Source organism: Campylobacter concisus, assembly GCF_002913865.1.
GTDB classification, from domain to species: domain Bacteria; phylum Campylobacterota; class Campylobacteria; order Campylobacterales; family Campylobacteraceae; genus Campylobacter_A; species Campylobacter_A concisus_AM.
Genome location: NZ_POYX01000024.1, coordinates 1 through 22,940, shown reverse-complemented (window position 1 = coordinate 22,940; position 22,940 = coordinate 1). Strand labels below are relative to the sequence as shown.

Sequence of the window (22,940 nt, the reverse complement as noted above, 5' to 3'; positions counted from 1 at the left end):
TTGGGGCTAAAAGAGTATCTCTTTGGCAAGAGCTCGGAAGATAGGGCTTGCGAGTTTTTGCGTAAGCTTGGTTTTGTCATTTTAGAGAGAAATTTTCACTCTAAATTTGGCGAGATCGATATCATTGCGCTTGGAAGTGATAAAATTTTGCACTTTATAGAGGTAAAAGCAACCAGCGGAGAATACGAGGCCCAGTACCGTCTAAACAAGGCGAAATATATGAAAATTTTAAAAACGATAAATTTTTATATGATGAAAAATGAGCCAAATAGGGACTTTCAGCTCGATCTGCTTGTTGTAAAAAATGAAAATTTTGAGTTGATAGAAAATATTAGTTTATAATAAAATTTATTATTTATCTAAAATTTAAATTTGATTTTGTATAATTGCCACATCTTGAAAATAAGGAGAACAAATGGGAAAATACATCGAACTCACAAAAGAAAATTTTGATGTAACAAAAGAAGGCGTTGCTCTAGTAGATTTCTGGGCTCCATGGTGCGGACCTTGCCGTATGCTAGCCCCAGTGATCGAAGAGCTTGCTGAAGACTTCGAGGGCAAAGCGAAAATTTGCAAGGTAAATACCGATGAAGTGCAAGATCTTGCAGTTGAGTTTGGCATCAGATCGATCCCAACATTGCTATTTTTCAAAAATGGCGAGCTAGTTGAGCAAATGGTCGGTGCGCAGTCAAAACAAGCCCTAACTGACAAACTAAATTCGCTTCTTTAATGAGCGAAAAAAGAAGAGGAAGTCTGCTTCCTCTTACCTATATATTTGGTTCATTTTTTGGTGCAGCTATGATAGCGGCTGCATTTGCGTATAGTAACTATCGTTTTTCACAATATAAATTTGTTGATTTTGCGAAGCTAGTTTTTTACGAAAAAAGCGAAATTTTCACTCCAAAAGAGCCAAAATACACGCTTTTAATCTTCAGTTCAAATCAATCAAAATTAGACGAAATTTTACCAACCAAAAATGAAACAGTTGTGGCGATCGATATCTTTCAAAAAAGATATGAGTCAAACTCGACACTAAAATACATAAGCTCTGATGTAAATACAGTTTTAGAACTGATGCGAAATTTAAGCATCACGAAGCTACCTAGCAGTGTTGAGATAGTTCATCAAAGGGGCGAAATTTATAAACAAAATTCGTCCATAAAAGTTTTAGAATAAAGGAAATTTATGCTTGATTTAGCGATCATCGGAGGCGGTCCAGCAGGACTAAGCGCCGGACTTTACGCCACTAGAGGCGGATTAAAAAATGTTGTAATGTTTGAAAAAGGCGAGCCTGGCGGTCAGATCACCTCTAGCTCAGAGATAGAAAACTACCCAGGTCAAAAAGCCCCTGGAGAGAGCGGCTTTGACTTTATGAGCACTTGGTGGAAGCAGTGCAGTGCATTTGGACTAGTTCATAAGTGGGCAAACGTTATTGGCGTTAGAAAAAATAACGACGGCAGCTTTGAAATTTTGCTTGAAGGTGGCAAGAGCGAGCAGGCAAAAGCTGTCATCGTAGCGACTGGATCAACCCCGAGACGTGCTGGCTTTAAAGGCGAGGACGAGTTCTTTGGTAAAGGCGTTAGCACATGCGCAACATGCGATGGCTTCTTTTACAAAAACAAAGAGGTAGCCGTTCTTGGCGGTGGCGACACAGCTGTTGAAGAGGCACTTTACCTAGCAAATATCTGCTCAAAAGTTTATCTAGTGCATAGACGTGACGAGTTTAGAGCGGCACCAACAACCGTTGAAAAAGCTAGAAAAAATGAGAAGATCGAGTTTATAACAAGTGCGACTGTAAAAGAGGCGCTTGGCGATAAAATGGGCCTAACAAAGATCGTGCTTGATACTAAAAATGGCGAGCGCGTGCTTGATGTGCCGGGCATTTTCACATTTGTCGGACTAAATGTAAATAACGAAATTTTAAAAGATGAAAACGGCAAATTTATCTGCGAAATGGCTGATGGCGGACAGGTAAAGACTAACCTTAAGATGCAAACTAGCCTAAAAGGGCTCTTTGTAGCAGGCGACATCAGAGAGGACGCTCCAAAACAAGTGGTCGTAGCAGCAGGTGATGGCGCAGTGGCTGCACTTAGCGCTATGAACTACATAGAAAGCTTACATTAATACTCAAATTTAGCCAAATTTTTTGGCTAAATTTCTCTTTTAAAATAAACCATTTTAGCAAAATTTATATTTTTAAAATGCTTGATTTTTAGGCTAATCAGAACACCTCTTTTAAAAGAAAATAACTCTAAGACAGAGCTTAGCCGCCTTTTTACATAAAATAGGCAAAAGTGGGTGCGTCTAATACTTATCACAATGATAATTTTTAATTAAATTTTTTGCCTCAAATAGCTATTTTCAAAAGCCATTTCGTAATCTCTCTATAATAAATTTTATGTTAAATTTCAACCAAAAATCAAAGGATAAATTTTGGTAAAAATAGGACTTTACGGCGCTAGCGGCAAGATGGCTCAGAGTATCATCTCTTGTTTAAAAGATGAGAAAAATGCCATTTTAAGCGTCGCTTTTAGCCAAAAAAATGAGGTTGAAAATTTAAGCAATGAGCTTTTGACAAATGACTTTGCTAAATTTTTTGAAGCTTGCGACGTCATCATCGACTTTAGCCAAAAAGAGGCGACGGTGGCGCTACTAAACTACGCTAGAACCAACCCAAAACCACTAGTCATCGGCACGACTGGGCTAAACGACGATGAGAAAAGCTTGCTACACCTAGCATCAGGCACTATGCCCATACTCTACGCAACAAACATGAGTCTAGGTGTAGCAGTGTTAAACCGTATAGCAAGGATAGCTTCAAAAGTTTTAAGAGAATTTGATATAGAGATAGTCGAGCAGCACCACAGATACAAAAAGGACGCTCCAAGTGGCACTGCGATGACCTTGGCTGGTTGCGTGGCAGAGGCAAGGGATCTAAATTTAAAAGATGTTTTAGTAACTGGTAGAGCCGGTATGGTGGGCGCAAGAAGCAAAGATGAGATCGCGGTTATGGCACTTCGTGGCGGAGATGTGGTCGGTCGTCACACGGTTGGCTTTTACAATGACGGCGAATTTATCGAGCTAAACCACACGGCAACTAGCAGAGCGACCTTCTCAAAAGGTGCGATCAAGGCTGCCATCTGGCTAAAAGATCAAGGTAGCGGTCTTTACTCAATAGATGATAGTTTGGGGCTTGATGATTAAATTTAGTCTTGATGACGCGCAGAGCTACAAGCTAGAATTTGGCGATAAATTCTACCTGCCAGAGCGCGAAAATCGCCAAAATTTAAGAGCTGGCGAGTTTGATTTGAGATGATAAAATTTAGTTTTAGCGTATTTGGATTGTTATAAATGGTGCAAATAGCGGCGAATGTGTCAGAATTTTGGATAACACGCCACTTACAAAAAGTGCTTAGCGTTGGCTATGAAATTTAACTACAAAGATGAAATTTAAAAAGATGAAAAGAGGATAAAAGATGTGTGCGATAGTTGGTATCATAAATTCTAAAGATGCGGCGAAAACGGCGTATTATGCGCTATTTTCTATGCAACACCGCGGTCAAGAGGCAAGTGGCATCAGCGTCTGTAACGACGGAGAAATTTCCACTCACAAGGGCAACGGCCTAGTCACAGAGGTCTTTAATGAGGAGATCTTGAGCTCTCTAAAGGGCGACATGGCGATCGGTCACAACCGCTATGCGACAGCTGGCAAAAACTCAGGCCGCGACGCCCAGCCAATAGCTGCCAACTACGCCTTAGGTCAAATCTCGATCGTTCACAACGGAAATTTGGTCAATAAAGACGAGGTTAGAGACGAGCTCATCAAAGATGGCGCGATATTTCAGACAAATATGGACACCGAAAACATCATCCACCTCATCGCAAGAAACCACGACGAACACTTGCAAGACCGCATCATCGCAGAACTTGATAAGATAAAAGGCGCTTACTGCTTGCTCGTGCAATCACGCCACAAGACTTTTGCCATCAGAGACCGCTGGGGAGTTAGGCCGCTAAGCCTTGGCAGGCTAAAGGACGGCGGATATATCGTAGCTAGCGAGACTTGCGCGTTTGATCTTGTGGGAGCAACATTTATAAGAGATGTTAGACCTGGCGAGATGATAGTTTTTGAGCATGGCAAGAACGAGTTTCAAAGCTTGCAAATTTTCGAGCCAGAGCCTAGAATTTGCGCCTTTGAGTACATATACTTTGCGCGCCCAGATAGCGTGATAGAGGGCAAAAGCGTCTATGAGGTGAGAAAAAAGATGGGCGAGGTGCTTGCTAGAAAAAGCAGGATCGAGGCTGACTTTGTCGTGCCTGTGCCTGATAGTGGCGTGCCAGCAGCGCTTGGATATGCAAATGAGAGTAAAATTCCATTTGAGCTAGCCATCACCAGAAACCACTATGTGGGCAGAACATTTATCGAGCCAAGCCAAGAGATGAGAAATTTAAAGGTCAAACTAAAGCTAAACCCAATGTCAAGCGTGCTAGCTGGTAAAAGCATCGTCGTGATCGACGATAGCATCGTTCGTGGCACCACTTCTAAAAAGGTAGTCGATCTCTTAAGGCACGCAGGGGCGAAAGAAATTCACTTCAGAGTTGCGTGCCCTGAGCTCAAGTATCCTGAGCGATACGGCATCGATACACCAAGCTTTGAGGAGCTAATAAGCGCTAAAAAAAGCGTCGAAGAGGTCAGAGAGTACATCGGAGCTGATAGCTTGGAGTTTTTAAGCATTGATGAGCTTAAAGAGAGTATCGGCAACGAGAGAAAATACTCGCTTGTTAGCTTTGATGGTGATTATTTCATAAAATGAGAAATTTAGTAGTTTTGCTGCTAGCAATACTCTTTTTTGCAGGCTGCTCGCAAAAGATACCTAACAAAAAGGATGAAATTTCCATCATGGTGAGCTACTTTGAGCTAAACGGCGAAAAGCAGCAGCTACTAATCAAAAGTATGCCAAATTTGGCTGATAAAAATGCTAGTGTGCCATTTTTTGGCATGGTAAATTTTCTTGACCAAAATAAAACGACAAGTGCTTATTCTCTAGTAAGTGGCGTTATAAACGTCATTGAAGCAGATAGCGCCTCTATAAATTTAAACAAAACTAGTGACGTTTTGGCTCTTAAAAAATCTAGCGAGATAAGGTTTTACGAGATAAGATCTGACGTGGTTGAGAGTGTTAAATTTAGCTCGCAAAACGGCGTTTGCGGTGAGTTTTTAGCTCAAAAGCCAGTTTTTGTAAATGCGAGCACCAACTACTACTTAAGAGATGATAGCTTTTTTGCAAGCTTTATTGAGGCAAAATTTGTCTATAAAAAGGGTGCGAAGATCCTAAAAAAAGAGTTTGCTTATAGCATTGCTGAGCCTAAAATCCTAGACGAAGCTAAGGAATTTACACAAAAACCAAACCAGCTTTTCTTAAATGATATGCAAAAGCTTGGCAGACTGCTTGACATACTCTGCACATTTTAGCAGACACTCAGACACTAAATTTATACTTTTTCATGGGTCTGCACCCTTTTAAAATTTATTTTAAGCACGGGGGGGGGTAGAATGCCTTTTTAACCAAAAAAAGGAGAGTATAAAGATGAGAAAGCAAATTTTAGCTTCGGTCTTAGCCAGCGTGTTGGCCACAAGTAGCGTATATGCTTGGGGCTTTGGGAGTAGTAGAGAAAAGCCAAATTATGATTATAGTGGGGAGAAAGAGCTAATGTCATTAGGTTCTTTTTCAGACAAAGATCTGCGAATTGATGATGCAAAATATTGGTGCCTTGATCAAGGCAATGATCTAGGTTGTATTTGGCTAGACAAACTAGAAGCTTTAGCTAGTAAAGACATTAAGAAAGTAGCAAATTTTTATGAAAAAACAGTGCCAGAATATTGTTATGACAAAAAATTCGCTCCAGCATGCAATATACCTGCTCTTGATTTGATAAAATGGAAAATAGTTTATTTTGCAAAAAAAGATAAAAATACCAAATCTATTTATTCTGACTATGCAAAAGCACTTTCTGAGTCAAAAGCAGATGTAAAAATGCTTGAATATGGCTGCAATGAATTAAAAAGCGCCTATATATGTAGAGATCTACGTGACATGTATAAAAATTTAGGCGATAGAGAAAAGACAAAAGAGTATAACGACAAAATGAAAAATGGCGATGAAAAATGGAATTCTGTTCTTTACGATTATCAACACATGAGATATATTTATAAAGATGCTTCTGCATGGTGGCTTTTGCTCTATTAAGCAAGCCAAATAATAAATTTCATTCGCTTTAGCTGACTTGTAAATTTAGTAAATTTAACCATTTTCAAGTCAGCTACTTTAAATTTAAAGCCAAATTTATCCTAAAGCATCTCTATAAATGCCTCGAGCCTTGTCTTGCTCTGCCCAGCATCGCTTGTAGAAAAGTCCGTTTCAAGCGCCATATAAGGCGTATCTACCTCGCTACATGCCCTTTTTATATTGGTAGTTTCTACGTTATAGGTGTGACAGGCTTGCAACACAACGTCGATCACGCCGTCCGCCTTATACTCTTTTATCATCTCTTGAAGCACATTTTCTCTATCTTTATTTGGCGACATGATCGAGCAAGGTATCGCCATGTAGCGCTTTGCTATGGCGCTAATTGGATCGTCATTTTCATCGACAAGGTTGCTAAAATTTTTAGTTCCAGTGCAGTTTTCGTAAGCCACCACGACGCCGCCTGCCTCTTCTATGGCTGGCACGATCTTGTCATAGACTCCGCCACTTGGACAGCCTGTGATGATGATGCGTTTGGCGTCCTTATGCACGGGTGAAATTTTGTCCCTCACGCACTCTTTTAGCTTATTTACGACGATCTCAAGGTCGCTTATCTGCTCGGCTTTATCAAATATAAAGCCATTTCCATATAGCAGTGCGTGCAGCTCTTTGCCATTCATCGGTGGTGGCGTTAGTTTCATGAAATTTTGAATTTCCCCCATTAGCTCGCGCTCTTTGTTAAATAGCCTGATAGAGTTTCTAAGCTCCTCATCGCTCACGCTCACGCCAAATTTAGCCTCAAGACGCTCTTTTAGCTCCCTGACCTCATCTTGCCAAATTTCTAAGCTCTTTTGGCTCTTGAAATGTGGCAAATGCATGACATGCACATCTTTAAATTCGCCCATTAGCTCATACATCTTCTTCTTGCCGTCGCACGTCGTCTCGCCGATAACGATATCAGAGTTTCGCACAAATGGGCACTTGTTCGCTTTTGCAAAGCCGTAGCTTGCCTTTATGAGCGGACAGAGGTTTTTAGGCAGGTACTTTTCGCCCTCAACGACCGCGTTATCGCCAGTCGCGCAGACACTCACGCTGTAAGCGTTTGCCGCGTGGATGACCTCCCTTGGCGTGTAGGTGCAAAAGATAGCCGCGATCTTTTGTCCGCTATTTTTGACCGCTTCGACGTTTTGGGCTAAATTTTTCTTAGCGCCATCATAGGTAGCGAAAATTTCGCTCAAACTCATACTCTCATTTATCGCCATTTTCTCTCCTTAAATTTCTTATACCTGCAAGGCTAGCGCCTATCGCACCGCAGTAGATCGCATCTTTGTGTGTGCTGACGCTAGCTTGCAAGCACACTTCTAAATTTTCTCTTACATACTCGCTCTTACTAAAGCCGCCGCTTAAAAAGTAGCTCGTATTTGCCTGTTTTTTGACCAAATTTGAAATTTTATTTACAGCTGAGGCGATCACCGCTTTTGCGATATTTTCTCGTGAGATATTTTGAGCGATGAGGCTTATGATCTCAGACTCCGCAAAGACCGTGCACATCGAGCTTATGGATATATCTTTGTCGCTATTTTTAGCAAGGCGTGTAAGCTCATCAAACCTAACTCCAAGGCGGTTTGACATCACTTCAAGAAATTTACCAGTGCCGGCTGAGCATTTATCATTCATCGTAAAGTCCGTCACTGAGCCATTTTCAAGCTTGATGGCCTTCGTATCTTGTCCACCCACGTCTATAACTGTGCAGTCGCTTTTGCAAAAGTAGTGCGCCCCAAGCGCGTGACAGGTGATCTCTGTAAGGGTTTTATCAGCGTATGGCACCGAGACTCTGCCATATCCAGTCGCTGTAAAATATAGCTCACCAAGGCCTAAAGCTAAAACTCGCTCTTTTATAAGCATGGCCGTATCTGCGCTACTCCAGCCTGTTGGGAGTAAAAATAGCTCCTTTATCTCGCCGCTAGCTTCCATGACTGCTACTTTTGCAGATGTTGAGCCTATATCGATTCCGATTGAGTGCATTTTGTATCCAAAAAAGGTCTTTCTAAAACTTAGAACTGGCGTGATTTTACTCCCTTTAAGACAAATTTGTCAATAAATAAGACCCAAAATTTATAGCCTTTTCACCTTTTAAAATTTATAATTTACCCACACTTTACAAAGGGGATAAAATTTGAAAAATTTGACAAACGAGCAGAGATTTTTCTCAAATGCCGACCTTACAAGGCTATTTTTCCCTATCGCCGTAGAGCAGTTTTTAGAGTACAGCCTAGGGCTTGCTAACTCGCTAATGGCAGCAAGTGTTAGCGAAAGTGCGGTGAGTGCGGTGAGCCTTGTGGAGTTTGTCATGGCGCTATTTATTAGCATATTTACCGCCATAGCCACTGGTGGCTCGGTGGTCGCTAGCCAGTATCTAGGTAGCAAACAAAGCGGCAACGCCAGAAATACCGCCGATCAGCTAGTTTGGTTTAGCCTAATTTTCGCCATATTTATAGCCATTGCCATCATCCTTTTAAAAGACCTCATCTTAGATAAAGTTTTTGGCGATATCGGCGAGCAAGTGAGGAGCGATGCTAGCCACTACCTCGTTTTCTCCGCCATTTCAGCGCCCTTTCTAGCAGTCTATGCAGCAGCTGCGGCGATCTTTCGCACGATGTCAAACGCAAAGCTACCTATGTATATCATGGCGGCTGCAAATTTACTAAATGTGCTGCTAACTGCCATTAGCATCTACACATTTCACACAGGGGTGCTTGGCATTGCCATTAGCACGCTCATAGCAAGAGCGCTCGCTTGCTTTGTCATCGTCTATCTGCTACTTGATATCAAGCTAAAACTTCACATAAGAAAGAGCCTTGTCTATAAATTTGACTACGAGATCATCAAGAAAATTTTAAATATCGGCGTGCCTTATGGCTTTGAAAATTCGATGTTTTACGTGGGTCGCATCATCATTTTGAGCCTTGTTTCGCTCTTTGGCACGGCAAGCATCGCTGCAAATGCCGTGGGCGGGACGATCGTGATGTTTCAGGTGCTCCCTGGCATGGCGATAGGCACAGGTCTAAGCGTCGTCGTGGCTAGATGTATCGGCGCAAATGACTTTAATCAGGCTAAATTTTACGTGAGAAAATCAATGCTAAGCATCTACATCGTGCAGCTTTTTAGCACGGCTGTAGTTTTACTACTTCTTGAGCCGCTGCTTCGCGTTTATAATCTCTCAAGCGAGGCCATAAATTTAACAAGGCAGATCGCCTGGTATCATGGCATCGCGATGTGCCTCATCTGGCCACTTGCCTACACCTATCCGACCGTTTTTCGAGCTGCTGGGGACGCAAAATATCCGATGATAGTAAATTTAGCCTGCATGTTTGCCTGCAGGATCGTGCTAGCTTATATATTTGCGCTCACGTTTGATCTTGGCATGATAGGCACTTGGTTTGCGATGTTTGCCGACTGGGCAGTAAAGGCGGTGCTCTTTGTGCGCAGATACGCAAATGGTACGTGGATGAAATTTCGAGCCATTTAAAAAAAAGTAGTAATATACACACGATTTTGTCACAAAGGATAAAGATGAAAAATGTTTTAAAATTTAGTGCAGCTCTAGTGATCGCAGCGCTTTTTGCTGGATGTGCAAGCGAGAGCTCAAGAGTGGTAGAAACTCCAAAAGTAGCAAGCTACGGCTCAGTTTATAACGGCAAAAAAGTCTCAGTTTCTATTGGCCGCTTTAATAACCAATCAAGCTACAATAGTGGCGTTTTTAGCGATAATGAAGATAGACTTGGCAACCAAGCTCAAAGCATCTTGATCACAAATTTACAGCAAAGCGGTAGATTTTCAGTGCTTGAAAGATCAAATATGTCAGTCCTCAAACAAGAGAGCGAGCTAAGCAAAGAGGCTCAAAATTTAAAAGGCTCAAGATACGTCATAACTGGCGATGTGACTGAGTTTGGCCGCAAGACAACAGGCGATCACCAGCTATTTGGCATACTTGGCAAAGGCAAGCAACAAACTGCCTACTCAAAGGTAAATTTAAACGTTGTCGATACCAAAACGGCTGAGGTCGTCTATTCAGTTAGCGGCGCTGGCGAATACACCCTTTCAAACAGAGAGGTTATCGGCTTTGGCGGCACCGCAGGATACGACTCTACGCTAAATGGCAAGGTGCTAAGCCTAGCGATAGTTGAAGCGGTAAATAACCTAGTAAATGGCATAGAAAGCGGAGCATGGCAAGTAAAATAAAGCTTGCCTGCCTTGGCGCTCTTGCGCTCGTGCTAGTAGGATGTAGCAACGCAAGTGGCCCAAGGTCGCTTTACTACTGGGACGGCACATATAGCAGCTCGCTATATAGCTATCTAAACGAGGATGGCGACGCAACCGAGCAAATTTCACGCTTAGAAAATTTAGTGCAAAACTCAACCCAAAGGGGCTACAAGGTTGCCCCTGGGCTTTATGCGCACCTTGGACTTTTATACTTAAATAACGGAAATTTAGGCGCTGCAAATGCAAATTTTGACAAAGAGGTGCAAAATTTCCCAGAGTCAAAAGAATTTATAAATTTCATCAAGGGCTCTAAAAATTTAACCCCAAAAAAGCAGAGTAAAAAAGAGGGAGCAAAAGATGAAAAATAGCCTGAAATTTATAGCTGTGACGCTTCTTGCGCTCTTTTTTGCGGGTTGTTCTTTCAAAGAGCCTGAGCCATACGACTACTCAGCCTTTTTGCAAAAAAAGCCACGCTCCATCCTAGTACTCATGCCAACAAACGATAGCACCGAGGTTGCTGGCTCAGCAGCGGTTCTGGCTAACTCAGTAGCCCCACTTAGCGAGGCTGGATACTATGTATTTCCAGTGGCTCTTGTAAATGATACATTTAAGCAAAATGGCATAACCGAGCCAAGCGAGATCGCAGCCGTGCCACTAAATAAACTTGATAAAATTTTCCATGCCGATAGCGTGCTTTACATAAACATCAAAGACTATGGTACAAGCTACGTCGTGGTCTCAAGCTCGACAAAGGTAGTGCTTGAAGCAAAGCTAGTCGATATAAAAAGTGGCGCGACACTCTGGCAGGGCGAGGCAGCAGCCGCAGAGGATAGCGGCAGCGGGCAAAACAGCCTGCTTGGCATGCTAGTCTCAGCTGTCATCACGCAGGTGGCAAACACCATCTCAGATAGATCGTACGACCTAGCAGTGAGAGCTGACGCATACTTGTTTTCAAGAAACTGCCATGACTGCATACTTTATGGGCCATACTCGCCGCACTACGGCAAAGACGCCCAGCTTCATAAAGATAGATAAATTTAATGTCCAGCCATCAACTTGGAGTGCTTCTTACGCTAGTTGGTGGCGTACTTTGGGGGTTTAGCGGAGTTTGTGGGCAGTACCTCTTCTCGCAAGGCATAAGCGCTGATTTTCTAGTACCTTATAGGCTCTTGCTAGCTGGCGCTTTTATCGTGCTTTACTACGCTTTTAAAGCTCCAAAGGCCGTTTTTGCGCCACTTACTGACGTAAAACTGCTAGCAGAGCTTCTTATATACGCCATACTTGGGCTCATGATGACGCAGTATGCTTATTTTTACTCGATCGAGCTCTCAAACGCCGCAGTTGCAACCGTCATTCAATACACAGCCCCAGTTCTCATCCTAGCCATCATCTGCCTAAAAGAGAAAAGAGCGCCAAGACCGCTTGAAATTTTGGCACTACTATGTGCGATGTTTGGGGTCTTTTTCCTAGCCACGCACGCTCAAATTTCAGCCCTTGTCATCTCACCAAAAGCGCTATTTTGGTGCTTAGTAAGTGCTGTTTGTGTCTGCGTTTACAGCCTTGCTCCAACAAGACTAAATGCCAAATACTCCGTAGCTCTAACCATTGGCTGGGGCATGGTGATAGGTGGCGTGGTGCTTTGCCTTTATATGAGAGTGTGGGAGCTCGCAGGGCTTAGTGGCACGGCGCAGTGGCTAGCATTTTTCGCCATTATCACGCTTGGCACGATATTTGCATTTAGCTTTTATATGACTGGAGTCAAGCTCATAGGTGCCTCGAAAGCTAGCATGATAGCCTGCATAGAGCCACTAAGTGCGGCCTTTTTTGGCTACTTTTGGCTTGGGACGAAATTCGTCTTTTGGGACTTTTTAGGCTTTGCTCTCATCATATCTTGCATATTTTTACTTTCAAAGAAGAGAGATGATATACCTAGCGCAAACTGATACGACAGCTGGCTTTTTAAGCAAGGACTACAAGGAGATAAATCACGCCAAAATGCGAAACGAGGGCAAGCCTTGCCTCATCACGACGGCTAAATTTAGTGTCTTACGTGAGCTTGCAAGAGCGCCAAAAAAATATAAAAATTTCATCCGTCGCTCAAAAAAGACGACATTTTTATATCCAAATTTAAAGGCGATCAGAGTCGTAAAAGAGTGCGAACACGAGAAATTCCTAAGCAAATTTGACTGGCTTTATTCAAGTAGCGCAAATAAAAATGGTATGAAATTTGATGAAGCTTGGGCTAGAAGCGTGGCTGATGAAGTTGTTGATGAGCATTTTTTTGAAGATATGCCATCAAAAATTTATAAAATTTCAAAGAGCAGACTAAAAAAGATCCGCTAGTTAAATTTACACCCTGTACTTTTCTTAAATTTAGGTGGTTTTTGTTGTGGTTTGAGGTGATAAATTTGCTAAATTTCACAGCTTGCAAGAGCGGTTTTAAAAGCTAGTTTTTTAGACAAGGTCTAAATTTAATCTACTAATTAGATAAATTTACAAATATCCAAACTAAATTTAGCCTATCTCGTATTATAAGCCTCGCTCCAGACTATATTTTGAAATTTAAAGTCTGCCAGATGCTTTAGCCAAGCACTAGCTGATATAAATTTGCACCAAGATATTTCAACAACTAAATTTACAAGACCATCAAATTACATAAATTTAGCTCGTTTTGTGTGGGTAAAGCAGCCACGCACTTTGCCACAAACACCCACAATGCAAATTTAAACCAAAATGAGAGCTTTAACAAATTTCGCCACCAAAAAGAGATAATTGAGTAATTTTAATAGCTTTCAAAATCTAAATTTAACCCTTTTGTAAATTCAAATAAACCAATCCACTCACCATAACTGATTGCTTTTTGCGGGCAAAAATAGTCTTTATAAAATGCAAACTACTCTATAAATTCCTCGTGACGGCATCAGATCAGGCAAATTTACTTACCAAGCATAAATTTACAAATTTAAAGCGCCAGAATCAAAAAATAGCCTTTATAAATTTAAAGCAGCCAAGCCCTAAATTTGGCTAAATTTAGCCCACTCCACTTGGCATAAATAGATAAATTTACAAGCTGATTATTAAATTTGCTTTTGGGTTTAAATTTCACTTGCTAGCCCCTTTGGCTGGCACCAAAGGGAATTTGCTAGCAAATTTGGATTATAGTTTTGCTTTTCTTTTGCGCTCTGTTGGGTCTAAATAGCGCTTGCGAACGCGAATATTTATAGGCGTAACCTCGACTAGCTCGTCGTCCTCTATCCACTCAAGCGCACGCTCAAGACTTAGCTTTCTAGGCGGTACTAGTTTGATCGCGTCGTCACTACCGCTTGCACGCACGTTCGTTAGGTTTTTACCTTTTATTGGATTTACATCAAGGTCGTTTGGACGGCTGTGCTCGCCGATGATCATGCCCACATAGACTTTTGCTTGTGGATCAAGAAATAGCACGCCACGATCTTGCAAGTTAAATAGCGAATAAGCAAGCGTTACGCCGTTTTCCATAGAAACTAGCGCGCCGTTTGTTCTGTGCTCGACGGTGCCGCTTAGTGGCCTAAACTCCAAAAAGCTGTGGTTCATAACGCCCTCGCCTTTTGTATCAGTCAAAAACTGGCTTCTAAAGCCGATAAGTCCGCGCGCTGGGATCTCAAATTCGATCCTTGTTTGGCCATCACCTGTTGGGTTCATAGAGACCATTTCAGCCTTTCTTTTGCCAAGTTTTTCAATGACTGTACCTGTCGTATCATCAGGCGCGTCGATCACTAAAAGCTCGTATGGCTCGCATTTTACGCCGTTTATCTCTTTTACGATGACCTCAGGTCTGCCAAGTAAAAATTCATAGCCCTCGCGGCGCATATTTTCAGCCAAAATGGTGATCTGAAGCTCGCCACGACCGCTTACTTTAAATTTGCCCTCGCCGATGTTTTCATACTTCATCGCGATATTTGTCTTCATCTCATTTGCAAGGCGCTCATCGATCTTGTTTGATGTGACGTGTTTGCCCTCAGTGCCTGCAAGTGGGCCATCATTTACAGAAAATACAACGCTAAGTGTTGGCTCTTCGATATGGAGCGGATCAAGCGGATGAGGGTTGTTTGGATCAACGACGCTATCGCCAACGTCAAGCGCGTCAAAGCCAGCGATCGCTACGATGTCGCCAGTGCCAGCCTCGTTTATATCGATCCTATCAAGTCCCATAAAGCCGATGAGTTTTGAAATTCTACCAGTTGTCTTCGTGCCATCAGCCTTTGCGAGCATGACATTTTGGTTTTTAGCTATCTTGCCGTTAAAAATCCTCGCAATGCCGATCTTGCCGACGTAGTTGTCATAATCAAGCGTGAAAACTTGAAGCTGAAGTGGGTTCTCGTCGCTACCACTTGGAGCTGGTACGTGAGCTAGGATAGTCTCAAAAAGTGGCTGCATATCTTTGTTTTCATCACTTAGTTTTAGCTTTGCGTAGCCATTTTTAGCAGCAGCATAAACGACTGGAAATTCTAGCTGCTCGTCATTTGCGTCAAGTGCGACAAAAAGGTCAAAAATTTCATTTATAACGCGGTCTGGATCGCCTGCAGGTTTATCTATCTTATTTACGACGACGATTGGGCGAAGTCCTAGTGAGAGCGCCTTTTTGACGACAAATTTAGTTTGTGGCATAACGCCTTCTTGCGCATCAACAAGCAGCAAAACACCATCAACCATCTTAAGAACACGCTCTACCTCGCCACCAAAGTCGGCGTGGCCTGGGGTGTCGATGATGTTGATCTTTGTATCTTTGTAGCGAATGGCGGTGTTTTTAGAAAGGATCGTGATGCCACGCTCTCTTTCGATGTCGTTGCTGTCCATTACACGCTCGCCAAGGTTTTGATGCTCGTTAAATGTTCCTGACTGCTTCAAAAGCTCATCAACCATTGTTGTCTTACCGTGGTCGACGTGCGCGATAACGGCTATATTTCGTATCTTTTCCAAATGTTTCTCCGTTTATTAGTTTGATATTTTTCGCTTTATCAGTTTTAAAATAGGGGCAGATTATATCCAAATTTTTATAAATTTTAAGCTGATATCAAGAAATTAATTTTTGGAATAGATTTTGCATGTAAGCGTTAAGTTTTTAAATTTAAAGGGATTAAATGCAAGCTTACACAGCGAAAAACAACGTAGATTTGCTAGCTCCTGCGGCTAATAAAAAGCCTGCAGCTGCGAAGAAGTCTCAAAACAACGGCGAGTTTTTGTCGATGGTTTTGGATGCGGCTGCGAGCAAGGCAAATAGCGGTCAAAAGATCACCGAAAAGGATGTCAAAGAGATAGTAAAAACTGTTGATATCCAAAAAGAGACGATAGAAAAGGCGCAAAACGAAAGCGTGGCAAAAATTTCGGCCGCACTTGAAGAAAATTTGGACGAAGATACAAAAAATGAGCTCTATGAAAATGCAAATTTCATGCAGCTTTTGCAAGTTTTAGAGATACTAAATGGCAATGAAAAGGTAAGTAAATTTCCAAATTTCAGCGACAAAATAGCAAATTTCTTAAGTGTGCCCCAAAACGTCGAAGAGCTTAGCAACGTTAAAAGCGTTAGCGATCTTATCGACCTTGCTAAGAAATTTGACCTTGGCCTTGAAAATATAGAAATTTCAAATGAAGATGTGCCAAAACTAAACGAGATGTTTAAAAATTTAGGCAAGCAGGAATTTTTCACACCGATAAAGACTGAGGACAAGCCTTTTTACCTAAAAGAGCTAAAAAACGAGGTCGAGCAAACTATCATCAAAAACGAGCCAAAAGAGGTCGTAAAGCTTGATACTTTGCTAAAAGAGGTGGTGGCAAATCCAGTCAGCGAAGTTAAAAATTTAGTCAAAGAAGAGCCTAAAAAGCTAGATGATAGTGAAGTAAAGCTTGATGATGAGATAGTGGATATTGAGCCAGATGAGCAGCCAAAAGAGCCAAAAGTAAAGGTAAATTTACACGAGCAAAAGGCGCAAAAAGCCCCAACTCTTGAGTCACTACTCTTTCCAGAAAGAGAGCAGATGAGCGAGGCTGAGCCAAGTGAGGAGACCTTTAGCAGTGATAATAAATCAGAGCTAAATCAAATGGTAAAAGACATCGCAAATAGCGCTAAACACCAGCTTCAGACAAAGGCCGAGATAAAAGAGACGCTTAGTAACTTCTCTTCTACGCTAAAAGAGCAGGTGCAAAACTACAAAGCGCCGATCACTCGCTTTAACATCACGCTTAACCCGCTAAATTTAGGCGAGGTCGAGATCACAATGGTTAATCGCGGCAATAATTTGCATGTAAATTTTAACTCTACAACGGCTACGATGAACCTCTTTTTGCAAAACCAAGCTGAGTTTAAAAACAGCCTTGTAAATATGGGATTTACCGAGCTTGAGATGAATTTCTCAGACCAAAACCAAAGACAAGAAAAAAGAGAACAAGCAAAAAACAAATATAGCTCAAATCAAAGCGATGAGAGCGAAAACGGCCAAGCGGAACAAAGCTTGCTTGAGCTAGTAATACCAAGATATATTTAGGAGAGATTATGGCTTCAGTTTCAGATATAACCACACAAACAACGCAGCAAAAAAACGCCGAGAAAAAGGCAAAAGCAAGACAAGACGCTGCAGCTAGCACAGGAACTAATCCAAATGGACAGCTAGATAAAGATGCATTTATGAAGCTACTTTTAACCGAGCTTCAGCACCAAGACCCAACAAGCCCTATGGATACTGAAAAGATGCTAACGCAAACTAGCCAACTAGCATCAGTCGAGATGCAAGAGAACACAAACAAAGCGATGAAAGAGCTAGTAAATCAGCTAAAATCAAACGCAAATGCCTACGCTATCTCAGCCCTTGGCAAGATGGTCTCAACAGGCTCAAATGCAGTCACACTAACAGATGAGAAAAAAGATGCAAAATTTGCGCTTTACTTTAAGACAGATCTTGCAAATGGCAAAATCGAGGTCAAAAATGCAAATGGTCAAGTCGTAAGAACAACTGATCTAAACGAGACAAATGCAGGCGTTCATAACCTAGCTTGGGACGGCAAAGACGCATCTGGCAACCAAGTGCCAAATGGCTCATATACCATTTCGGCAACTTACACTGGCAAAGATGGCAAAGAGTACAAAACGCAAGTAGGCAACTATCCAGTCGAGGCGGTGAAATTTGTAGATGGCAAGGCTATGATGAAGGTAGCTGGCGAATACGTTTCAATGGATAAAGTATCTGAATATTACGAGGGCTAAAAGCCATGATGAGAGGTTTTTACAACGGGGTTAGCGGCATCAAGACGCAAAGCTTTGGCATGGATGTTTGGTCAAACAACATCTCAAACATAAACAATGTCGGTTTCAAAGCTTCAATCCCTGAGTTTAAAAATTTAATAAACCAAAACCTAGTCTCAGCAGGAAGTGGCCCAACTAGCGATCAAGTGGGACTTGGAGCTACCAAGCAAACGACTGCACTTGACATGTCAAATGGTAGCTTTCAAAGCACTGATAACAACTTTGACCTTGCCATAGGCGGAGATGGCTTCTTTGGTGTTGTCGATAAGACAGGCAAAAACTACTACACAAGAACAGGTACTTTTGACATAGATGCGGCTGGAAATTTAGTAGATACTAGGGGAAATTTACTCCTTGGCACGCTTGCAAATTTCACTCCAACCACGCCAAGTGCGAGCGCTCTTAAAAAATACGGCCAAACCTCAAGCGCCCCACAAGCTTACACGGTCTCGCAAGAGGAGCTAAATCTGGGCGATCCTGGCTCGCAAAAGGGCATAACACTGCCTCATTTTTTATTTATGCCAGCTGAGGCTACTACAAATATCAGCTTAAAAGGCAACCTAAACTCAAGCCGCATAACAGATAAAAAAACGACAGCGCTTGATGCTAGCGAATACGCCTACACGCTTGATAATACAAACAAGACGATCTCACTAAACGGACAGATCCCGCTAAGCACCACATCTCTTGGCGCAAAAGCTGGTGACAGCGTGGTCGTAAAAGTAAAAGACGGAGATGGTAAATTTAGCGAGTTTTCAACCACACTTGAGGGTGACGGCACTTGGCAGATAAACGACAAGAGCCTTAAATTTATGGATTTTGCAAATTTAGAGGCAAATGCTGAAGTCACCTCGCTCGTTGAAGTGCCAAACAAAGAAAAGCTAACCTCTGATATCTACAACGCAGACGGCACAAAGAGCTTGGTCACTATAAATTTAACCAAGCAGATCCCACAAACTGGCGACCAGACTATCTGGGACGCGGTGGCAACGATAACTGACGCTAGCGGAGCCGTGCAAAATACAGCAATGGGCTCGCTTACATTTAATGGCAGTGGCAGGCTTGTGGCAAATACACTAACAAGCGTTGGCGGCGTAAATTTAAACTTCGAGGGCGACGGCGATGCAGACGTTTATAACGGCATGACAAGCTCAGCAAACGCCAGAAAAGACTTCAACATAAAAAGAGATGGCTACGCTGAGGGGCTTTTATCAAAATATAGCGTCGATGATCGTGGAAACATCATGGCAAATTTCGACAATACGCGAGCATTTCCAGTGGCAAAAGTAGCCCTTTATCACTTCATAAATGACCAAGGCGTGGCAAAGGTTGGCGACAATCTCTATGAAGCCACCGCTAACTCTGGCGAGCCATTTTTTTACAAAAACAAAGCTGGCGAGACCATTTATGGGGCGCAAATTTTAGCAAACAAGCTCGAGATGAGTAACGTCGATCTTGGTCAAGCACTAAGTGAGGTGATCGTCACGCAAAAGGCCTACGAAGCGAGCGCAAAAAGCATCACAACAAGCGACGAGATGATACAAACTGCTATCCAGATGAAGAAATAATCCTTAAATTAAATTTGGGCGAGCAATCGCCCTATTTTTATAACTTTAAATTTACTTTAGACCTTTCAAGTCCCCTAAAATACTTACTTTTCTCTAAATATATCAATATAATTTTAAGCATGCTGGTTATAAAATTCATTTAATTTATTTTTTTAAGGATTGTCAAATGAAAATGCTATTTTTAGCCCCAGTGCTAGCTTGTAGTCTTGCCTTTGGTGCTGATGTGATCGCAAAAGATGCAAACATAACACTTGATGGCAAGATGATCGGTAAGATTGAGGTTTTAACGCCAGTTGAGGTAGTCGAAAAAGGCGATAAAACGAGTAAAATCAAGGTTAGTGGTGTAGTGTCGGCAAACTACTTGGCTCAGCTTCAAAGAAGCGTAGAAGACCCTGAAGTCTTTGTAGCTTTTGATAACGAGAGCGAGGCAAATTTCAAAAAAGTAAAAGACCTTGAAGATGACTACGGAGAGGTTTGGTACCAAGCTGATGGCGTTTATGAAGTGCCAAATGACGCGCTTGGTGGCAACCAAAAAGAGCTCTACGCAAAGGCAAAGAAAATTTATGAAGAGACCTGCTCGGCATGTCACAGGCTGCATGAGCCAAACAGCTTTACAGCTGCTCAGTGGCCAGCAAATTTATCTGGTATGGTCGATGCGAAATTTGTTGCACTTGATGAAACTGATCTAAATTTAGTGCTTAAATACCTACAACACAATGCCAAAAAAGTAAAATAAATTTTCATAAGGGAGAAAATATGAAAAGGCGAGATTTTATAAAATTTTCTGCACTTGCTGCCACAGCAGCGCAGGCAAACAAGATAGAGGGCGTGACTAAGACCATCTTTGATCAAAGCAAGACCTTTGGCGCAAATAGATTTGGCCTATTTTGGGCAAATACCAACTCAAACCAAATCGTCTCCGTCGATCCATTTGAGGGCGATAAATTTCCAAATACCATGAACAATAGCTTGCCAGACCTCATCCAAAACGAGAGCCGCGTACTCTATCCATACGTAAGAAAGAGCTATCTAAAAGCAAAAGGCGCAGCAAAAAGCGAGCTTCGTGGCAAAGAGGAATTTGTGCGCGTTAGCTGGGATACTGCCCTTGATCTAGCAGCAAAAGCCTTAAAAGAAAATTTTGACAAATATGGCCCTGAGAGCATCTACGGCGAGTGCTACTGGTGGGGCGGTAGCGGCAAGATCAGCTGGGGTAGGACTGTTGGTCACAGGATGCTAAAAGTGCTTGGCGGATATGTAGAAGAGAGCGGCGACTACTCAACGGGTGCTGGCCTTGTTATCATGCTTCACGTCCTAGGCAACAGCGCCGTTTATGATGCTCCGACAAAGTGGGAGGCTATCGCTAAAAACGCTAAAAATGTTGTATTTTGGGGCACTGACCCACTTGTAACTGATCAAATTTCATGGCAACCACCAACACATGATGGCTATCTTGGCATCAAAAAGATAAAAGAGGCAGGCATAAAAACTTATAGCGTTTGCGTCTTTAAAAACGATACCACAAGATACCTTGACTCTGAAGCTATCATCGTTCGTCCAAATACCGACGTAGCAATGATGCTTGGCATGTGCCACTATCTATATGAAAACAAGCTTTATGACGAAGAATTTATCAAAAAATACACAGTTGGCTTTAATAAATTTAAAGACTATCTACTTGGCACAACCGACAAGGTGGTAAAAGATATCAACTGGGCTAGTAAAATTTGTGGCGTAAAAGCTGATGATATCGCTAAATTTGCAACAGCACTTGCAAAAGAGCCAAGCGTCATCATCGCAGGCAGGTCACTTCAAAGACAAGATCACGGCGAGATGGGCTTTTGGGGCATAGTAACACTTAGTGCGATGCTAGGTCAGATAGGCAAAGAGGGTCTTGGCTTTGAGTTTAACCTCTACTACTCAAATGGCGCTACAGACAAGATCGCTCCGTCACTAAAAGGCATCAGCACTAGCATAAGCGAGAAATACGACAACGTAGATGGCGCTCCTTGGAAGAAATTTAAAAACGTCACCATCCCATCTTCAAGATCGATCGAGGCTTTGCAAAACCCTGGCAAAGAGATAGACTATGACGGCTCAAAGATCAAGCTACCACACATGAGAGTGGCTTACATGGCGTCTGGATCGATGTTTACAAGGCATCAAGACGTAAATAACGCCGTAAAAGCGTGGCGTAAATTTGACACCGTAATAACAGCTGAGCCATTTTGGACAAGCACAGCAAAACTAAGCGACATCGTCTTGCCAGTAGCCCTTGAAGTCGAGAGAAATGACATCAACCAAAGCGTGCCTACAAACGAATACATCGTGGCTTACAAGCCTGTCGTAGAGCCTATGGGCGAGAGCAGGAGCGATTACTGGATCTGCTCACAAATCTGCAAACGCTGGGGCAGAGAAGAGGTCTTTACAGAGGGCAAAGATGAGCTTGGCTGGGCGAAAGAATTTTACGCAGACGCAGCCGAGCAAGCTAAAGGCATAAATGTCAAGATGCCAAGCTTTGACGAGTTTTGGAAAGAGGGGTATGTTAGATTTGAGCAAGATGACGAAGCGAGCAGATACTACACAAGGCTTAGTGCTTTTAGAGAAAATCCTCACAAAAACCGCCTAGGCACGCCATCTGGCAAGATAGAGCTCTACTCTCCAACTATCGCCAAATTTGGCTACAAAGACTTTGCGCCACACGTTGCTTGGATCGAGCCGTTTGAGTGGCTTGGCAGCGAAAAAGCCAAAAAGTATCCATTTAGCGTCACAACCCCACACTCAAGATACCGCCTCCACTCACAGCTAAATAACTCAATAATCAGAAACTACGCTGAAGTATGCGCGCGCGAGCCAATGCTAATAAACGTAAATGACGCCAAAGCAAAAGGCATAGCAACTGGCGACGTGGTGAGAGTATTTAACGATAGAGGCGAAATTTTGGTTGGCGCGCTAGTCACCGACATCATCCCAGAGCACGTCATCGCCATCTGCGAAGGCGCATGGTACGATCCTGAAGTGCTAGGCGAGAAGAGCCTTTGTAAGCATGGCTGCGTCAATGTCCTAACTCGCGACAAAGGCACATCTAGCATCGCTCAAAGCAACTGCGGACACACGATCCTTGCAAATTTGGAAAAATATAAAGGCGAGATCAAGCCGATCACTGCGTTTTCTAAACCAAAAATTTTGCAATCTTTGTAGAATTTATATAAATTTAGCCCTCGTTTGGGGGCTAAATTTGATCATTTGCTGTTTTTAATCAAAATCATCTTGTGGCTTAAATTTGACCCATAGTTAGTCTAATCAACCTACCCTAAGGCGCTAAATATCACTTATCAGAAATAACAACTGGCGCTAGAATTTATCTATGAAACCAAAACGATCACTACTAAATTTACATTTTCGTAAATTTAGACGCGCTTTATCGCCTAGTTAAAAGATACGAAGCAAAGAAATTTCTATATCTTTAAAAAGACAAACTGCTACCTATATGTGCTTTTAGATCAAGCTGATTGCTGAGTAAATTTCAAAGTCAGTGTAAATTTGACTAAAAATTTGCTAGTAAAATTTTAGATTTAAGTCCGATATGAC

21 protein-coding genes and 1 pseudogene are annotated in these 22,940 nt (G+C 42.3%); 19 read left to right on the top strand and 3 right to left on the bottom strand.

What is annotated here, in order from left to right; all coding sequences use genetic code 11:
- The 8 genes from CYP77_RS01755 to CYP77_RS01720 all read left to right on the top strand — a co-directional run bounded on the left by CYP77_RS01755 (nucleotide 1) and on the right by CYP77_RS01720 (nucleotide 6,248).
- Nucleotides 1-342: a YraN family protein gene (locus tag CYP77_RS01755; RefSeq protein WP_103567908.1), complete on the top strand. Its 342-nt coding sequence runs from the start codon at nucleotides 1-3 to the stop codon at nucleotides 340-342.
- A 73-nt stretch (nucleotides 343-415) separates the two neighbouring features.
- On the top strand, nucleotides 416-730 hold the full coding sequence (gene trxA / locus CYP77_RS01750) for a thioredoxin (RefSeq protein ID WP_021092602.1): 315 nt from the start codon (nucleotides 416-418) through the stop codon (nucleotides 728-730).
- Nucleotides 730-1,176 (top strand): hypothetical protein, encoded by a 447-nt coding sequence (locus CYP77_RS01745; RefSeq protein WP_103567907.1) that lies wholly within the window; start codon nucleotides 730-732, stop codon nucleotides 1,174-1,176. The genes trxA and CYP77_RS01745 overlap by 1 nt, the downstream gene beginning before the upstream one ends.
- Nucleotides 1,177-1,185: 9 nt before the next feature.
- Nucleotides 1,186-2,124 carry an NAD(P)/FAD-dependent oxidoreductase gene (locus tag CYP77_RS01740; RefSeq protein WP_103567906.1) on the top strand — a complete coding sequence of 313 codons (939 nt, stop codon included), beginning with the start codon at nucleotides 1,186-1,188 and terminating at the stop codon, nucleotides 2,122-2,124.
- Between the two features lie 309 nt (nucleotides 2,125-2,433).
- On the top strand, nucleotides 2,434-3,204 hold the full coding sequence (gene dapB, locus CYP77_RS01735) for a 4-hydroxy-tetrahydrodipicolinate reductase (RefSeq protein WP_103567905.1): 771 nt from the start codon (nucleotides 2,434-2,436) through the stop codon (nucleotides 3,202-3,204).
- A 272-nt stretch (nucleotides 3,205-3,476) separates the two neighbouring features.
- Nucleotides 3,477-4,814: an amidophosphoribosyltransferase gene (gene purF / locus CYP77_RS01730; RefSeq protein WP_103567904.1), complete on the top strand. Its 1,338-nt coding sequence runs from the start codon at nucleotides 3,477-3,479 to the stop codon at nucleotides 4,812-4,814.
- On the top strand, nucleotides 4,811-5,473 hold the full coding sequence (locus CYP77_RS01725; protein ID WP_103567903.1) for a hypothetical protein: 663 nt from the start codon (nucleotides 4,811-4,813) through the stop codon (nucleotides 5,471-5,473). Before purF ends, CYP77_RS01725 begins: the two co-directional genes overlap by 4 nt.
- Before the next feature lie 115 nt (nucleotides 5,474-5,588).
- Entirely contained in the window at nucleotides 5,589-6,248 is a 660-nt protein-coding gene (locus tag CYP77_RS01720) for a hypothetical protein (RefSeq protein ID WP_103567902.1), read from the top strand.
- A 101-nt stretch (nucleotides 6,249-6,349) separates the two neighbouring features.
- On the opposite strand, the gene CYP77_RS01715 is transcribed toward CYP77_RS01720, so the two are convergent.
- Together CYP77_RS01715 and CYP77_RS01710 are read right to left on the bottom strand one after the other, a co-directional pair.
- Nucleotides 6,350-7,507, bottom strand: a complete 1,158-nt coding sequence (locus CYP77_RS01715) for a double-cubane-cluster-containing anaerobic reductase (RefSeq protein WP_103567901.1) — start codon at nucleotides 7,505-7,507, stop codon at nucleotides 6,350-6,352.
- Nucleotides 7,494-8,270, bottom strand: coding sequence for an acyl-CoA dehydratase activase (locus tag CYP77_RS01710; protein WP_103567900.1), 777 nt, complete (start codon nucleotides 8,268-8,270; stop codon nucleotides 7,494-7,496). Before CYP77_RS01710 ends, CYP77_RS01715 begins: the two co-directional genes overlap by 14 nt.
- A gap of 151 nt (nucleotides 8,271-8,421) precedes the next feature.
- Here CYP77_RS01710 and CYP77_RS01705 point away from each other — a divergent pair, with 151 nt between their 5' ends.
- From CYP77_RS01705 to CYP77_RS01680, 6 genes are read left to right on the top strand one after another with little or no spacing between them, the layout of a single operon-like run.
- A complete protein-coding gene (locus CYP77_RS01705) occupies nucleotides 8,422-9,774 on the top strand; it encodes an MATE family efflux transporter (protein ID WP_103567899.1) in 1,353 nt (450 codons plus the stop codon).
- Nucleotides 9,775-9,818: 44 nt separating this feature from the next.
- Nucleotides 9,819-10,487 (top strand): CsgG/HfaB family protein, encoded by a 669-nt coding sequence (locus tag CYP77_RS01700; RefSeq protein ID WP_103567898.1) that lies wholly within the window; start codon nucleotides 9,819-9,821, stop codon nucleotides 10,485-10,487.
- Nucleotides 10,472-10,876: a DUF4810 domain-containing protein gene (locus CYP77_RS01695; RefSeq protein WP_103567897.1), complete on the top strand. Its 405-nt coding sequence runs from the start codon at nucleotides 10,472-10,474 to the stop codon at nucleotides 10,874-10,876. The genes CYP77_RS01700 and CYP77_RS01695 overlap by 16 nt, the downstream gene beginning before the upstream one ends.
- Nucleotides 10,866-11,543 carry a DUF799 domain-containing protein gene (locus CYP77_RS01690; protein WP_103567896.1) on the top strand — a complete coding sequence of 226 codons (678 nt, stop codon included), beginning with the start codon at nucleotides 10,866-10,868 and terminating at the stop codon, nucleotides 11,541-11,543. Before CYP77_RS01695 ends, CYP77_RS01690 begins: the two co-directional genes overlap by 11 nt.
- Before the next feature lie 5 nt (nucleotides 11,544-11,548).
- Nucleotides 11,549-12,451 carry a DMT family transporter gene (locus tag CYP77_RS01685; protein ID WP_103567895.1) on the top strand — a complete coding sequence of 301 codons (903 nt, stop codon included), beginning with the start codon at nucleotides 11,549-11,551 and terminating at the stop codon, nucleotides 12,449-12,451.
- Nucleotides 12,429-12,851, top strand: a complete 423-nt coding sequence (locus CYP77_RS01680; RefSeq protein WP_103567894.1) for a Sua5 YciO YrdC YwlC family protein — start codon at nucleotides 12,429-12,431, stop codon at nucleotides 12,849-12,851. Before CYP77_RS01685 ends, CYP77_RS01680 begins: the two co-directional genes overlap by 23 nt.
- Nucleotides 12,852-13,664: 813 nt before the next feature.
- Here the strand turns inward: CYP77_RS01680 and typA are convergent.
- Entirely contained in the window at nucleotides 13,665-15,467 is a 1,803-nt protein-coding gene (gene typA, locus CYP77_RS01675) for a translational GTPase TypA (protein WP_004317297.1), read from the bottom strand.
- A 1,175-nt stretch (nucleotides 15,468-16,642) separates the two neighbouring features.
- Between typA and CYP77_RS10305 the strand changes: the two are divergent.
- The 5 genes and pseudogenes from CYP77_RS10305 to CYP77_RS01650 form a co-directional block, all read left to right on the top strand.
- A pseudogene (locus CYP77_RS10305) lies at nucleotides 16,643-16,916 on the top strand (flagellar hook-length control protein FliK); the annotation flags it as partial.
- Between the two features lie 121 nt (nucleotides 16,917-17,037).
- Entirely contained in the window at nucleotides 17,038-17,745 is a 708-nt protein-coding gene (locus tag CYP77_RS01665) for a flagellar basal body rod modification protein (RefSeq protein WP_009295055.1), read from the top strand.
- Between the two features lie 8 nt (nucleotides 17,746-17,753).
- Nucleotides 17,754-19,352, top strand: coding sequence for a flagellar hook-basal body complex protein (locus CYP77_RS01660; RefSeq protein ID WP_181001941.1), 1,599 nt, complete (start codon nucleotides 17,754-17,756; stop codon nucleotides 19,350-19,352).
- A 166-nt stretch (nucleotides 19,353-19,518) separates the two neighbouring features.
- Nucleotides 19,519-20,088 carry a hypothetical protein gene (locus CYP77_RS01655; RefSeq protein ID WP_103567891.1) on the top strand — a complete coding sequence of 190 codons (570 nt, stop codon included), beginning with the start codon at nucleotides 19,519-19,521 and terminating at the stop codon, nucleotides 20,086-20,088.
- Between the two features lie 20 nt (nucleotides 20,089-20,108).
- The gene (locus CYP77_RS01650; protein WP_103567890.1) at nucleotides 20,109-22,550 is read left to right on the top strand and encodes a molybdopterin-dependent oxidoreductase; all 2,442 of its coding nucleotides are present in this window, start codon (nucleotides 20,109-20,111) and stop codon (nucleotides 22,548-22,550) included.
- Nucleotides 22,551-22,940: the final 390 nt, after the last annotated feature.

Bases quoted from the DNA above. Each gene is read 5' to 3' on its own strand.
- trxA (WP_021092602.1), top strand. From the start codon at position 416: ATGGGAAAATACATCGAACTCACAAAAGAAAATTTTGATGTAACAAAA.
- CYP77_RS01745 (WP_103567907.1), top strand. From the start codon at position 730: ATGAGCGAAAAAAGAAGAGGAAGTCTGCTTCCTCTTACCTATATATTT.
- CYP77_RS01740 (WP_103567906.1), top strand. From the start codon at position 1,186: ATGCTTGATTTAGCGATCATCGGAGGCGGTCCAGCAGGACTAAGCGCC.
- purF (WP_103567904.1), top strand. From the start codon at position 3,477: ATGTGTGCGATAGTTGGTATCATAAATTCTAAAGATGCGGCGAAAACG.
- CYP77_RS01725 (WP_103567903.1), top strand. From the start codon at position 4,811: ATGAGAAATTTAGTAGTTTTGCTGCTAGCAATACTCTTTTTTGCAGGC.
- CYP77_RS01720 (WP_103567902.1), top strand. From the start codon at position 5,589: ATGAGAAAGCAAATTTTAGCTTCGGTCTTAGCCAGCGTGTTGGCCACA.
- CYP77_RS01715 (WP_103567901.1), bottom strand. From the start codon at position 7,507: ATGGCGATAAATGAGAGTATGAGTTTGAGCGAAATTTTCGCTACCTAT.
- CYP77_RS01710 (WP_103567900.1), bottom strand. From the start codon at position 8,270: ATGCACTCAATCGGAATCGATATAGGCTCAACATCTGCAAAAGTAGCA.
- CYP77_RS01700 (WP_103567898.1), top strand. From the start codon at position 9,819: ATGAAAAATGTTTTAAAATTTAGTGCAGCTCTAGTGATCGCAGCGCTT.
- CYP77_RS01695 (WP_103567897.1), top strand. From the start codon at position 10,472: ATGGCAAGTAAAATAAAGCTTGCCTGCCTTGGCGCTCTTGCGCTCGTG.
- CYP77_RS01690 (WP_103567896.1), top strand. From the start codon at position 10,866: ATGAAAAATAGCCTGAAATTTATAGCTGTGACGCTTCTTGCGCTCTTT.
- CYP77_RS01685 (WP_103567895.1), top strand. From the start codon at position 11,549: ATGTCCAGCCATCAACTTGGAGTGCTTCTTACGCTAGTTGGTGGCGTA.
- CYP77_RS01680 (WP_103567894.1), top strand. From the start codon at position 12,429: ATGATATACCTAGCGCAAACTGATACGACAGCTGGCTTTTTAAGCAAG.
- CYP77_RS01665 (WP_009295055.1), top strand. From the start codon at position 17,038: ATGGCTTCAGTTTCAGATATAACCACACAAACAACGCAGCAAAAAAAC.
- CYP77_RS01660 (WP_181001941.1), top strand. From the start codon at position 17,754: ATGAGAGGTTTTTACAACGGGGTTAGCGGCATCAAGACGCAAAGCTTT.
- CYP77_RS01655 (WP_103567891.1), top strand. From the start codon at position 19,519: ATGAAAATGCTATTTTTAGCCCCAGTGCTAGCTTGTAGTCTTGCCTTT.
- CYP77_RS01650 (WP_103567890.1), top strand. From the start codon at position 20,109: ATGAAAAGGCGAGATTTTATAAAATTTTCTGCACTTGCTGCCACAGCA.